The 11,664-nt window shown below is 69.9% G+C and carries 14 protein-coding genes; 6 read left to right on the forward strand and 8 right to left on the reverse strand.

The window, feature by feature from the left end; translation table 11 throughout:
* Positions 1 to 40 precede the first annotated feature (40 nt).
* Positions 41 to 1,045: an NADP-dependent oxidoreductase gene (locus ACFYWS_RS18215; protein ID WP_389276982.1), complete on the forward strand. Its 1,005-nt coding sequence runs from the start codon at positions 41 to 43 to the stop codon at positions 1,043 to 1,045.
* Positions 1,046 to 1,131: 86 nt separating this feature from the next.
* Here ACFYWS_RS18215 and ACFYWS_RS18220 read toward each other — a convergent pair whose 3' ends face one another.
* The gene (locus ACFYWS_RS18220) at positions 1,132 to 1,287 is read right to left on the reverse strand and encodes a DUF6131 family protein (RefSeq protein ID WP_389276985.1); all 156 of its coding nucleotides are present in this window, start codon (positions 1,285 to 1,287) and stop codon (positions 1,132 to 1,134) included.
* 277 nt (positions 1,288 to 1,564) lie between these two features.
* Between ACFYWS_RS18220 and ACFYWS_RS18225 the strand changes: the two genes are divergently transcribed.
* Entirely contained in the window at positions 1,565 to 1,771 is a 207-nt protein-coding gene (locus ACFYWS_RS18225; protein ID WP_389276988.1) for a hypothetical protein, read from the forward strand.
* 507 nt (positions 1,772 to 2,278) lie between these two features.
* Here ACFYWS_RS18225 and ACFYWS_RS18230 read toward each other — a convergent pair.
* The gene (locus ACFYWS_RS18230) at positions 2,279 to 3,397 is read right to left on the reverse strand and encodes a fatty acid desaturase family protein (RefSeq protein WP_389276990.1); all 1,119 of its coding nucleotides are present in this window, start codon (positions 3,395 to 3,397) and stop codon (positions 2,279 to 2,281) included.
* A 7-nt stretch (positions 3,398 to 3,404) separates the two neighbouring features.
* Positions 3,405 to 4,415, reverse strand: a complete 1,011-nt coding sequence (locus tag ACFYWS_RS18235) for a ferredoxin reductase (RefSeq protein WP_389277385.1) — start codon at positions 4,413 to 4,415, stop codon at positions 3,405 to 3,407.
* A 132-nt stretch (positions 4,416 to 4,547) separates the two neighbouring features.
* Between ACFYWS_RS18235 and ACFYWS_RS18240 the strand changes: the two genes are divergently transcribed.
* Together ACFYWS_RS18240 and ACFYWS_RS18245 are read left to right on the forward strand one after the other, a co-directional pair.
* Positions 4,548 to 5,723: a PucR family transcriptional regulator gene (locus tag ACFYWS_RS18240; RefSeq protein WP_389276993.1), complete on the forward strand. Its 1,176-nt coding sequence runs from the start codon at positions 4,548 to 4,550 to the stop codon at positions 5,721 to 5,723.
* Positions 5,724 to 5,810: 87 nt separating this feature from the next.
* On the forward strand, positions 5,811 to 6,149 hold the full coding sequence (locus ACFYWS_RS18245; RefSeq protein WP_389276996.1) for a thioredoxin family protein: 339 nt from the start codon (positions 5,811 to 5,813) through the stop codon (positions 6,147 to 6,149).
* Between the two features lie 63 nt (positions 6,150 to 6,212).
* Here the strand turns inward: ACFYWS_RS18245 and ACFYWS_RS18250 are convergent, their stop codons facing one another.
* Both ACFYWS_RS18250 and ACFYWS_RS18255 read right to left on the reverse strand, forming a co-directional pair.
* On the reverse strand, positions 6,213 to 6,416 hold the full coding sequence (locus ACFYWS_RS18250; protein WP_389276999.1) for a cold-shock protein: 204 nt from the start codon (positions 6,414 to 6,416) through the stop codon (positions 6,213 to 6,215).
* Positions 6,417 to 6,670: 254 nt separating this feature from the next.
* The gene (locus ACFYWS_RS18255) at positions 6,671 to 7,399 is read right to left on the reverse strand and encodes an SDR family oxidoreductase (protein ID WP_389277002.1); all 729 of its coding nucleotides are present in this window, start codon (positions 7,397 to 7,399) and stop codon (positions 6,671 to 6,673) included.
* Positions 7,400 to 7,474: 75 nt separating this feature from the next.
* On the opposite strand from ACFYWS_RS18255, the gene ACFYWS_RS18260 reads away from it, so the two are divergent.
* Positions 7,475 to 7,852, forward strand: coding sequence for a MerR family transcriptional regulator (locus ACFYWS_RS18260; RefSeq protein ID WP_389277005.1), 378 nt, complete (start codon positions 7,475 to 7,477; stop codon positions 7,850 to 7,852).
* A gap of 146 nt (positions 7,853 to 7,998) precedes the next feature.
* On the forward strand, positions 7,999 to 8,643 hold the full coding sequence (locus ACFYWS_RS18265; protein WP_389277008.1) for a dihydrofolate reductase family protein: 645 nt from the start codon (positions 7,999 to 8,001) through the stop codon (positions 8,641 to 8,643).
* A gap of 39 nt (positions 8,644 to 8,682) precedes the next feature.
* Here the strand turns inward: ACFYWS_RS18265 and ACFYWS_RS18270 are convergent, their stop codons facing one another.
* From ACFYWS_RS18270 to ACFYWS_RS18280, 3 genes are read right to left on the reverse strand one after another with little or no spacing between them, the layout of a single operon-like run.
* Complete coding sequence (locus tag ACFYWS_RS18270; protein ID WP_389277011.1) at positions 8,683 to 9,612, reverse strand: LysR substrate-binding domain-containing protein; 930 nt, start codon at positions 9,610 to 9,612, stop codon at positions 8,683 to 8,685.
* Positions 9,613 to 9,651: 39 nt separating this feature from the next.
* Positions 9,652 to 10,485: an HpcH/HpaI aldolase/citrate lyase family protein gene (locus ACFYWS_RS18275; RefSeq protein WP_389277014.1), complete on the reverse strand. Its 834-nt coding sequence runs from the start codon at positions 10,483 to 10,485 to the stop codon at positions 9,652 to 9,654.
* On the reverse strand, positions 10,482 to 11,657 hold the full coding sequence (locus ACFYWS_RS18280; RefSeq protein ID WP_389277017.1) for a CaiB/BaiF CoA transferase family protein: 1,176 nt from the start codon (positions 11,655 to 11,657) through the stop codon (positions 10,482 to 10,484). Before ACFYWS_RS18280 ends, ACFYWS_RS18275 begins: the two co-directional genes overlap by 4 nt.
* Positions 11,658 to 11,664 lie beyond the last annotated feature (7 nt).

Below are 11,664 nucleotides of genomic sequence, written 5' to 3' on the forward strand. Positions count from 1 at the left end.
GTCCCCGCTTGTGCGGGAGACCGAACGAACGGAGACAACAATGAAGGCCTTCATGGTCGAGAAGTACGGCGACCCGACCACGGTGCGCGCCGGGGACGTACCCGCCCCCCAGGTGGGCGCCGAGGATGTCCTGGTCAGGATCGACGCGGCGAGCGTGAACCCGCTGGACATGAAGATCCGCAAGGGGGAACTGAAGGCGATCGTGCCCTACCGTCTCCCGCTCGTCCTGGGCAACGACTTCGCCGGGACCGTCGTCCGCGTCGGGTCGTCCGTCACCCGCTTCGCCGTGGGCGACGAGGTCTACGCGCGGCCCGACAAGGACCGCATTGGCACCTTCGCCGAACACATCGCCGTCCACCAGGACGACCTTGCCCCCAAGCCCGCCACGCTCACCATGACCGAGGCCGCCTCCCTCCCCCTGGTCGCGCTGACCGCCTGGCAGGCCCTGGTCGAGCGGGCGAACGTCCAGCCGGGGCAGAAGGTCCTCATCCACGCGGGCGCCGGCGGCCTGGGGTCCATCGCCATCCAGCTGGCGAAGTCCCTGGGCGCGCACGTGGCCGCCACCGCGAGCACCGCCAAGGTCGGCCTCGTCAAGGACCTCGGCGCGGACGAGGTCATCGACTACCGCACCCAGGACTTCTCCACCATCCTCACCGGCTACGACGTCGTCGTGGACTCCCTCGGCGGCGAGAACCTCACCAAGTCCCTGCGCGTCCTCAAGCCCGGCGGCCTGGCCATCTCCGTCGCGGGACCGCCCGACCCGGCCACCGCCCTCGAACTCGGCTCGAACGCGGTCATGCGCCTGGGCATTGCCGTGCTCAGCGCGAAGGTCCGGCGCCAGGCCAAGCGCCTCGGTGTCACGTACTCCTTCCTGTTCATGAGGGCCGACGGGGACCAGCTGCGCGAACTCACCGCTCTCATCGACGCCGGGAAGATCCGCCCCGTCGTCGACCGGGTCTTCCCCTTCGACGAGACCCTTCAGGCCATGGAGTACGTCGAAAAGGGCCGCGCGAGGGCCGGCAAGGTCGTCGTCTCCATGACGTGACCCCAGGGCACCGGCCCTGCCGGACGCCGAGAACGCCGCCCGCCACAAGGAGAAGATCCCGCCTGGGGGCCGACCGGGTTCACGGCTTACCAGTAGTGCTTACGGCCGCCGACTGCGTGTCCGGCCGCTCCCAGGATCCAGAGGGCCGCGCCAATTACCAGGAGAACGATGCCGATGGTCCACAGCACCGAGATGCCGGCGATCAGACCGATGACGAGAAGGATGAGACCGAGAATGAGCATGACTCCTCCGATCCACGGCTTTCTCCAAGTATGCGCCTCCCACCTGCACCGCTAGCACCCGCAGAACACCGGACGGTGCCACCGCGCGCCAGCCTGCCTCCCCAGACCTCTCCCCCAAAGAACGTGTCCCTTCAAGGAACGCTATCCAGAGTTCTTCCGATGGGCGAAGAAGCGGAGACCGACGCCGATGGTGATGAGGATCGCTGCGATCGCCCCGCGCGTGTAATGCGTGGACTCCTGGCCTGTCTCGGCGAGTTGCGGCCCTCGTGAGGGGGAGGTGGCTGACGGCACCGGCGGTGTCGTGGCCACCGGCGGAGAGGACGGGGTGCCGGGCGGCGTCTCCCCGACCGACGGGCTTGTCGTGCTCGGGGTTGGTGTCGGGGTCGTGGGCGGTGTGGTCGACCCACTCGGGGTCGGGGAGGGCGTAACGGGGGTCCCCACCGTCGATGACGGTGTGGGCGAGGGAGTCTCCTCCTCGCCGTAGCCGGCCGGCTCCTCTTGCGAGCCGTAGCCGTGGCCCCCGTCGCCGTACCCGGTCGCGGGTGCCCTGTCCTCATGTGGAGCATCCGCGGCGCCGTACCCTCCGTCGCCCTCAGGTGCGCCGACGGGGGCCGGGTTCTCGTCCTTGACGGCGCTCGATGTCGCAGCGGTGACGGACAGCGCCAGAGCCGGGGCCGTGGCACAGCCGATCGCGGCGGCTGTCACGGCCCCCACCACCGCCCTGCGCACGCCGACCCGTAGGGCCCCACGATCAGGATATGTGAAGTTTTCGCGCATAAACGTGACGATCCGGTGACTCTCCGGTGCAGGCAAGGCGACACGCCATCAGGTCACTTGAACTGCGGAGCGGCCGCGACACAGCTGCCCCGCCCCCAGCCATCCATCTCGTGTTCCCGGGCCCGCCGACGGTCGAGTGGGAAGTGGGCACGAAGCGGCCGCCCACCGTCCGCAACAGATCTCATCGAACCCGGATCTGAACCAATGCCGGGGATCAGGCCGCGACCAGCTCCCGCTCTCGGTCCCGCGCTGTGACCTTGGGCTCCTTGTTCGGCAGTGAGAGCCGGAAGACCTTGTGCCACGCGGAGAAGACCTGCTTGGGCAGCGGTCCTGTGACGTACTCCAGCTCGTACTTCTCGAACAGCGCGCGCACCTTCACCGCGACCTCGGCGTACCGGTTGCTCGGCAGGTCCGGGAACAGGTGGTGCTCGATCTGGTGGGAGAGGTTCCCGGTCATGAAGTGCATGGCCCTGCTGCCGCTGATGTTCGCCGAGCCCATCATCTGGCGCAGGTACCACTGGCCACGTGTCTCGCCCTTGATGGAGCGGCGTTCGAAGACCTGTACGCCCTCCGGGAAGTGACCGCACATGATCACCGAGTGGGTCCAGATGTTGCGGACCAGGTTCGCGGTGAACGTGGCGCCGAGCGTGGGGAAGAACGACGGGCCCGAAAGCAGCGGGTGGATCACGTAGTCCTTGAGCACCTGCTTGCGGATCTTGCGGCCCACGGCCTTGGCCCGCGCGCGGAACTCCGGGTTCTTCCGGCGGCGCTTGGGCAGGTTCTTGCCGAGCTCCAGGTCGTACGCCGCGATGCCGTACTCGAAGAAGCAGGCGTTGATGAAGTTCCACAGCGGCTGGCCGAGGTGGAACGGGTGCCACTTCTGGTCCTCGTCGACGCGCATGATGCCGTAGCCGAGGTCGTTGTCCTTGCCGATCACGTTGGTGTACGTGTGGTGCAGCTCGTTGTGCGAGTGCTTCCACTGCTCCGACGGCGAGACGTGGTCCCACTCCCAGGTCGTGGAGTGGATCTTCGGGTCCCGCATCCAGTCCCACTGGCCGTGCAGGATGTTGTGGCCGATCTCCATGTTGTCCATGATCTTCGCCACGGACAGACCGGCGGTGCCGAGCAGCCAGGCGGGCGGGAAGATCGAGAACAGCAGTACGCCCCTGCTGACCAGCTCGAGCTTGCGCTGCGCCGAGATGACCTTGCGGATGTAGGCGGCGTCCTTCTCGCCGCGGTCGGCGATCACCTCGTCGCGGATCGCGTCCAGCTCGCGACCGAGCTCCTCGATCTGCTCCGCGGTCAGGTGGGCGGTGGGGTCGATGGCGGTCAAGGTGCTCCTACCGTTCGATGTCGCAGGGGCCCGCCGCGGCGGACACGCAGGTCTGGATGAGGACGCCCGGCTCGGCCTCGGTGATCTCGCCGGTGCGCAGGTCGCGGACGGCGCCCGCCTTGAGCGGCGTGACGCAGCCGAAGCAGATGCCCATGCGGCACCCGGAGGGCATGAGCACGCCGGCCTCCTCGCCGACGTCAAGGAGCGGCGTGGCGCCGTCCGCGTCGACGGTCCTGCCGGTGGCGCTGAACGTGACCTCGCCGCCGTCGCCGGCGACGACGATGCTGGGGCGGAAGCGTTCGGTGTGCAGACGCTCTTGTACGCCGTGTTCGGCCCAGTGCTCTACGGCGGCGTCGAGCAGGCCCGCGGGCCCGCAGGCCCAGGTCTCGCGCTCGGCCCAGTCGGGCACGAGTTCGTCGAGGCGGGCGATGTCGAGCGTGCCGTCCGTGTCGGTGTGCACCTCGGTGAGCCGCAGCTTCCCGTCCGCGACCAGGTCGTGCAGTTCGCTGCGGAAGATCACGTCTTGCGGCCGTGGCGCGCAGTGGACCATGACGACGTCGTCGAACTCGGTGTCGCGCAGCATGCCCATCACGGGCGTGATGCCGCTGCCGGCCGTCAGGTAGAGCACCTTGGCGGGCTTGGCCCGCGGCAGTACGAAGTCGCCGGTCGGCTGGTCGAGCTGGATCAGCGTGCCCGGTTTCGCCCTGCGGACCAGGTGGTTGCTGACCTTGCCGTCCGGGATCGCCTTCACGGTGATCGTGACGCGGCCGTCCTGCCGGTTCGTCGGCGAGGTGACGGAGTAGGCACGCCACAGGCGCACCCCGTCGACGTCGACCCCGATCCGCACGTACTGACCGGGCGTGTGGCCGCGCCAGCCCCGGCCCGGTCTGATCACGATGGTCGCGGCGTCACCCGTCTCGGGGTGCACGGCCTCGATGCGCCCACGCAGGTCTGCGCCCGTACGCAGCGGGCTGACCAGGTCGAGGTAGTCCGACGGCAGCAGCGGCGTCGTGACCATCTCCAGCAGCTTCCACGCCCTGCTCCGGAGAGCTGTACTCGTCATGGCTCCAGCTTGCTGCGCCTCAAGGCGTAAAGTCCTGACCGCAGGACGTGAATCTGGTCGGCCAAATTGTTCGCAGGGAATGAAAACGTGAGCCATGCAATCCGGAGGGCCAGCGAACTGGCCCTGGATGACACGACGGTCACCGTACTTCGGGCCTCGGTGAAGACCACCGCCGACGAGGTCGTCCAGGCGATCATCGACGAGGTCCCTCCCTACGCCAACGCCCTTTCGGGGCGCATGGGCGCCACCATTCGCCGGGCCGTCCGCACCGCCCTGGGGCACTACCTGGACCTCGCGAGCGGGAACGCCACGGGCGGCGACGGCGGTGACGCGGCCTACGAGTTGGGCCGCGGCGAGGTGCGCGACGGCCGTTCGATGGATGCCCTGCTCAGCGCCTACCGCGTCGGAGCCCGCGTGGCCTGGCGATGCCTGGCGGCGGGCGCGGTACCCGCCGGTCTGCCCGCCGCCGAGGTCGCCAAGTTCGCCGAGCTGACCTTCGCCTACATCGACGAGCTCTCCGCCGCGAGCGCCGCGGGCCATGCCGACGAGCTGGCCGCCCGGGGCAGGGCCCATGAGCTCCACCTGGAACACCTGGCCCGCGACCTCCTCGCCTGCGCGAGCCCGGACGTGCTGCTGACCTCGGCACAACGGGCCGGGTGGCAGCCCCCGGATTCGCTGACCGCGGTCCTGCTCCCTGCCGCCCAGGCCCGGCCCGCCTACCGCGAGCTCGACCCGAACACACTCGTCCTCGACGATCTGCCGGACGCCACCGGTGTGCTGCTCGTCCCCGATGCCGACCGGTCACGTCTCCTGCGGCAGCTGGCCGACCGCACCGCCGTGGTCGGCCCGGCCCGGCCGTGGACCCGGGCGTCCGCCTCGTACGCACGAGCCGTACGCGCGCGCTCCCTCACCTCCGATGTCTCCGCTGATGTCTCCTCCGACATCTCCTCCGACATTCGCGACACCGAGGACCACCTGCCCGAACTGGTGCTGAGCGCCGACGCCGACGCGTTCGCGGACCTGCGTGCCCGAGCCCTCGCACCGCTCGGGACCTTGCCCGCCGCGACCGCACGGCGGCTTGAGGAGACGCTGCGGGAGTGGCTGCTGCACCAGGGCAGGCGGGACGAGGTGGCGGCGGCGTTGTTCATCCATCCGCAGACGGTCCGGTACCGGATGTCGCAGCTGCGGCAGCTGTTTCCGGATCTCGCATCGCCACACCGGGTCCTTGAACTGACGCTGGCGGTCGGGTTTCGGGTCGGCTGACGCGTACGTCGACGATCCGGGCCGGCCCGGCACACCGTGCGGGGGATGATGGGGATGGAATGACGGAACGTGAGGTCAGGAGATTGCATGGCGCAGCGGGTTCACCGCCCCCGTGAGGACGCGGAGTTCAGTTTCATCCTCGGGATGAGCGGCGTTCCGGTCCTCGCGTACTTCATCGGGACATGGCCCAAGGCGATCGAGCCCTGCCGCGTGATGGACCTCGTCGTGGGTGGCATCGCCGACGACTGCGCGGGCCGCCTGACGGTGGTTCGCGCCGACATCACACGTTGTCCGGCCGCGACCGAGCGATACGGGATCACCGGAGCTCCGTCCTTCGTCCTGCTGAAGGAGGGAGAGGCGGTGGCGCACGGCGCGGGACCCATGACCAGCACAGAGGTACGGACGTTGCTGGACGGCCACCTGTGAACGGCCTGGTGAAGGCGCAAGCCCGCCCCGGTCGGACCGGGGCGGGCTGTGCGGAGTCGCGGATCAGGCGGGGGAGATGTTCTCCGCCTGGGGGCCCTTCTGGCCCTGGACGACGTCGAAGTTCACCTTCTGGCCCTCCTGGAGCTCACGGAAGCCCTGGGCGTTGATGTTCGAGTAGTGGGCGAAGACGTCGGGGCCGCCACCGTCCTGCTCGATGAAGCCGAAGCCCTTTTCCGCGTTGAACCACTTCACGGTTCCAGTTGCCATGTTGTCCTCCAAGGACTCGTAGTCGGTTCCCGCACTGCGCGGGGACCGGAGGTGGTCGTCCTGGCCCTCAGAGACGCTGAACAGCAAGTCGCCCGTGAACTCGCGTTCACGGGCGATACTTCGGAACCATGACTGCTGGTGGTGACGCTACACGGCCAACGCTGTGAACAGACGCCTCTGCGAAGAATTACGACCATCGACATGTACGCGGACCAGAACCTGGCCGGCGAGTGATCCACAACTGCGGACGGGCCTCAGGTCGCCGTCAGTGCCGTCAGGGCGCGGTCCATCGCGGCGTTGAACTCTTCCGGCGTCAGTGGCAGCCGGGACTTGACGTCCCGACTCCACTGGTCGGCGAGGACCTCGGCGGAGCCCGCCTCGACACCGTCGAGCACCGCGTCGGCCAGGTCCGCCGGAGCGATCTTGTCGACGGGCCAGCCCGCGGCCATGTCGGTGTCGGCCAGGCCGAGGTGCACCGCCGTCACGAGCGTGCCCTGCTCGGCGAGTTCGAGGCGGACGCCGTTGGTCATCGCCCAGGCGGCGGCCTTGGTCAGGTGGTAGGCATTGGCGCCCGCGCCCCCGAACCACGACATGGCGGAGAGCACGTTGACGATCGCGCCCCCGTCGTTCCTGGCGAGCACCGGCGCGAACTCCCGGATCATCCCCAGGTGGCCGAACACGTTGGTCTCCAGCTCGCGGCGCACCGGGTCCAGCGAACCGGTCACGAGGTCGGACCCGGTCTGGATCCCCGCGTTGTTGATGAGCAGCGAGACGTCCGGGGCGGCCTCGGCGGCGGCCCTCACGGATGCGGGATCGGTGATGTCGAGGGGCAGCGTCACAGCCCCGGGCAGGTCCACGGTCTCCGGTCGACGGGCCGTCGCGTAGACCTTGCGGGCGCCCCGTTCGAGCAGGCGCTGGGCGAAGGCGCGGCCCAGTCCGCGGTTGGCTCCGGTGACCAGGGCAACTGAGTTGTTGATGTCCATGCCCGGTACGCTAAAACCTGACGTTGACGTCAGGGGCAAGTGCTGCTCGTCAGGACCGAGGTGAGAGGAACCGCCATGACCGTCACGGAGGCCGCGGCCGAGCAGCTGATCCGCATCGGCGAGGTGGCGCGGGCCGCCGGCGTCTCGGTGCGCGCCGTGCGCTACTACGAGCAGCAGGGGCTGCTCACCGCGGAGCGCAGCCCGTCCGGCCAGCGTCTCTACCGGCGGGACGCCGTCACCCTGGTGCGCTTCTTCCAGCAGATGTACGCCGCCGGCCTGACCAGCCGCAGGATCGCGGAACTCCTCCCGTGCTGGGACTCCGGACACACCGACGCCGAGCAACGGACCATGTTGCACGCAGAGCGCGACCGCATCCAGACCAAGGTCGACGACTTGCAGGCCGCCCTGGACCGCCTCGACGAGCTCATCGCCATCGCGGGTACGCACCCTTGATTTCCTCCCAGCCCTGAGGGACCGGGATTCCCTCTGCCACCGCATGCGGGCGCTGTCTCAACTCTGCGATACAACGATGAGTTTTTCCGGCCCGGCCGGTCTACGGTTCGTCAGGTGATCAGAAAGCGCGAAGCAGGAGGAGCGACATGAGCCAGTTGTTGCGGGTCCAGAACTTCACCGTCTCGAGCGACGGGTTCGGCGCCGGTGAGGGCCAGAGCCTCAAGAAGCCGTTCGGCCACGCCAATCCGGGAGACCTGCTCGCCTGGGCCTTTGCCACCGACCACCCACCCATCAAGCGCTCCGAACCCGGTGGCCGAGGTCTGGACGACTACTTCACGCGGGACTACGGCCGCAATATCGGCGCCGAGATCATGGGCCGCAACAAGTTCGGGCCGCAGCGCGGGCCCTGGGAGGACCATGAGTGGCAGGGGTGGTGGGGTGACGAACCGCCGTTCCACACGCCGGTGTTCGTGATGACGCACCACACACGCCCGTCGTTCACGCTCTCCGACACCACGTTCCACTTCGTCGACGGTGACCCGGCCTCGGTGCTCGCCCAGGCGAAGGAGGCGGCGCAGGGTCAGGACGTCCGGCTCGGCGGTGGGGCCACGCTCATCCGGCAGTTCATCGAGGCCGGTCTCGTCGACACCTTGCATGTCGCGGTCGCGCCGATGAAGCTCGGGTCCGGGGCCCAACTGTGGGAGTCCCCGGACGAGTTGCTCGACCAGTTCCACCAGGACGTCGTGCCCAGTCCGAGCGGCGTGACACACCATCTGTTCTGGCGGAAGTGACGCGGCGGGCCGGGTGTGCGGCGTCCCGACAGAGCGGCGTCAGGCCGGGCTGATGCCCGGCCACCGGCCCGTGGCGGCCAGCTCCCTGGTGACCTCGACGATGCCGCGCCGAACCGCCACGACGGTCTCGCGCGGCTCGTAGCTGTCCGTGGCCGTGCGCACCGCGATGTGGCGGCGCAGCGCGGGGTCGATAATGCGGCGGACGCCGATGCGGTGCTGGGCCCCGTGGACCGCGACCACCGAGCGCGGCAGGATCGTGCAGGCCTCGCCGCTCTCCGCGATACGGATGAGCGTGCCGAGCGATTCCACATCGCCGACGTTCCTGGGTACGAGTCCGTGGGCGGCGAACGCCCGGTCCACCAGGGACCGCAGGTTGCTGCGCGCCCCCGGTGTCACCAGCGGCACCTGGCTCAGGTCGAGCAGGGACACCTCGGACGGGCTGTCGGGGGCGGGGTCGGGGTGGCCGATGAGGTACAACTCCTCCGAGTACAAAGGGAGTTCAGCCGCGCGGGGCGCGTCGTCCTCGCGGAAGACCGCGGCGAGGTCGAGGCGTCCGGCGAGCAGCAGCTCGTGGACGTAGCCGCTCATCGACTCGAAGAGTTGCAGGTGGATGCCCGGGTAGTGGGCGCGCACCCAGGAGAAGAGGGCGGGGGCGAGCGGTGCGGTCACCGTGGTGGGCAGGCCGATGGCGACCGGGCCGTGGACCGGCTGCCGGGCGCCGGTGATGTCCTGGGCGAGCCGGTCGAACTGCCGCACCAGTTGCTGGGCGTCCCGGTAGAGCGTCAGGCCCCTGGACGTGGGCCGTACGCCGCGCGGTCCGCGGTCCAGAAGCCGGACGCCGAGATGCGCTTCGAGTTGGGCCATGCGCTGGCTGATGGCGGGTTGCGACACGTGCAGCACGCCGGCGGCACGGGACAGGCTGCCGGCGTCGACGACCGCGATGAAGTCGCGTAGCTGGGCGATGTCCACGGTGGAGTTCGCAGCTGCCTTCCGGCTCTGAGGTGTGGCCTATGACGTGGTGTGCCGTGCGGCGAGTTCGGCCTGGTGGAGGACGCGGCGGGCTCGTTCGACGACAGGTCGGTCGATCATCTCACCATCCACGGTCCCCGCCGCGTCGTGGCCTGCGGCAAGCACTCGTCGGGCCCAGTTCACCTCTTCCTCGGCGGGCGCGAAGGCCGCGCGTACGTGCGGGAGTTGCGCCGGGTGGACGCAGAGCTTGCCGCCGAAGCCCCAGCCGCGGCCGCGGGTGGCCGCCCGGGTGACGGCGGCCGGGTCGCGGACGGCGGTGGTCACTCCGTCGACGGGTGCGGGCAGTCCGTTCGCCGCCGACCAGCGGACCAGGTCGGCGCGGGCGGAGTCCAGCGCCCGGTCGTCGGACACGCCCAGGTCGAGGGCGAGGTCGATGCTGCCGAAGAGCAGTCGGACGCAGCCGGGTTCGGCCGCGATGCCGTCGAGGTTGACGAGCCCTCGCGCGGTCTCGATCAGCGGGAGTACGCGGGTGCCGCTCGCCTCGTACGCGTCCCGCACCTGCGCCGCGGACTCGGTCTTGGGCAGCACGACGGCCGCGGGCGCGAGGGCGCGGCACACGGCGAGGTCGTCCGCGAACTCGGCGGTCCGGGGGCCGTTGACCCGTACCACCACGGGAACGGGGGCGTCCCGGGGCCAGGCGGCGCGCACATGGTCACGGGCGGCCGCCTTGTCGCCCGCGGCGACGGCGTCCTCCAGGTCGACGATGACGGCGTCGGCTCCGCTGCCGGCCGCCTTCGCGAACCGGTCGGGGCGGGAGGCCGGCACGAACAGCCAGCTCACTGCCGTGGCCAGTGGGTCCGGCGAGCCGGTCATGCGGCGCCCCCGGTGGTGAGCGCTTCGATCTCGTCGGCGGTCAGGCCCACCTCGGCGAGGATGGCCCGGGTGTGCTCGCCGAGGCCGGGCACCGGGTCCATGCGTGGGGTGTCGTCGACCAGTCCCGGTGGGGCGAGCGCGGGGATCGGTCCGGCCGGGGTCTGCACCTGGTGCCAGCGGCCGCGGGCGTCCAGCTGCGGGTGCCGCCACACCTCGGCCAGCGAGTTGACCCGGGCGTGCGCCACCGGGACGGCTGCCAGCAGCTCGACGGCCTCGGCGGCGGTGAGTTCCGCGAACCTTGCCGCGATGATCGCGCCCAGCTCCTCGCGGTGCGCGTTGCGGGCCGCGTTGCCGGCGTAGTCCGGGTGTGTCGCCAACTCCGGGCGGCGCAGGAAGTGTTCGCAGAAGGCCGCCCACTCGCGCTCGTTCTGGACGCACATCATGACGACCTTGTCATCCCCTGCGGTGAAGGGGCCGTACGGATAGATGGTCGCGTGCGCCGCGCCCGCACGCGGCGGCGGCTCGGCGCCGTCGTACGCGTAGTACAGGGGGAAGCCCAGCCACTCCACCGTGGCCTCCAGCATCGATACGTCGACATGTGCACCCTCGCCGGTTCGGCCGCGTTCCAGCAGGGCGGCGAGGATCGCGCTGTAGGCGTACATGCCGGCGGCGATGTCGGACACGGAGATGCCCACCTTCGCCATCTCCTCGGCCGTGCCGGTCACCGAGAGCAGCCCGGATTCGCTCTGCACCATCAGGTCGTACGCCTTCGCGGTGGCGTACGGGCCGGGAGAGCCGTAGCCGGAGATGTCGCAGACGATCAACTCCGGGTGGGCTGCGTGCAGTTCGGCCCAGCCGAGACCGGCCCGCTCGGCCGCGCCGGGTGCCAGGTTCTGCACGAAGACATCGGCGTCGGCGAGCAGGCGGCGCAGGGCGTCCATGCCCCGGGGGTCCTTGATGTCGAGGGTGAGGGACTCCTTGTTGCGGTTGACCCACACGAAGTGGGAGCTGAGTCCACGCACCCGGCTGTCGTAGGCGCGGGCGAAGTCACCGGCGCCCGGCCGCTCCACCTTGATGACGCGGGCGCCGAGGTCGGCGAGTTGTCGGGTGGCGTACGGAGCGGCGATGGCCTGCTCGAGCGAGACGACGGTGATGTCGCGGAGGGGTTGCATGAGCGTC

Source organism: Streptomyces sp. NPDC002795, assembly GCF_042888725.1.
Lineage (GTDB): Bacteria > Actinomycetota > Actinomycetes > Streptomycetales > Streptomycetaceae > Streptomyces.

Bases quoted from the DNA above. Each gene is read 5' to 3' on its own strand.
- ACFYWS_RS18215 (WP_389276982.1), top strand. From the start codon at position 41: ATGAAGGCCTTCATGGTCGAGAAGTACGGCGACCCGACCACGGTGCGC.
- ACFYWS_RS18220 (WP_389276985.1), bottom strand. From the start codon at position 1,287: ATGCTCATTCTCGGTCTCATCCTTCTCGTCATCGGTCTGATCGCCGGC.
- ACFYWS_RS18235 (WP_389277385.1), bottom strand. From the start codon at position 4,415: ATGGTCACGACGCCGCTGCTGCCGTCGGACTACCTCGACCTGGTCAGC.
- ACFYWS_RS18245 (WP_389276996.1), top strand. From the start codon at position 5,811: ATGGCGCAGCGGGTTCACCGCCCCCGTGAGGACGCGGAGTTCAGTTTC.
- ACFYWS_RS18250 (WP_389276999.1), bottom strand. From the start codon at position 6,416: ATGGCAACTGGAACCGTGAAGTGGTTCAACGCGGAAAAGGGCTTCGGC.
- ACFYWS_RS18255 (WP_389277002.1), bottom strand. From the start codon at position 7,399: ATGGACATCAACAACTCAGTTGCCCTGGTCACCGGAGCCAACCGCGGA.
- ACFYWS_RS18260 (WP_389277005.1), top strand. From the start codon at position 7,475: ATGACCGTCACGGAGGCCGCGGCCGAGCAGCTGATCCGCATCGGCGAG.
- ACFYWS_RS18265 (WP_389277008.1), top strand. From the start codon at position 7,999: ATGAGCCAGTTGTTGCGGGTCCAGAACTTCACCGTCTCGAGCGACGGG.
- ACFYWS_RS18275 (WP_389277014.1), bottom strand. From the start codon at position 10,485: ATGACCGGCTCGCCGGACCCACTGGCCACGGCAGTGAGCTGGCTGTTC.
- ACFYWS_RS18280 (WP_389277017.1), bottom strand. From the start codon at position 11,657: ATGCAACCCCTCCGCGACATCACCGTCGTCTCGCTCGAGCAGGCCATC.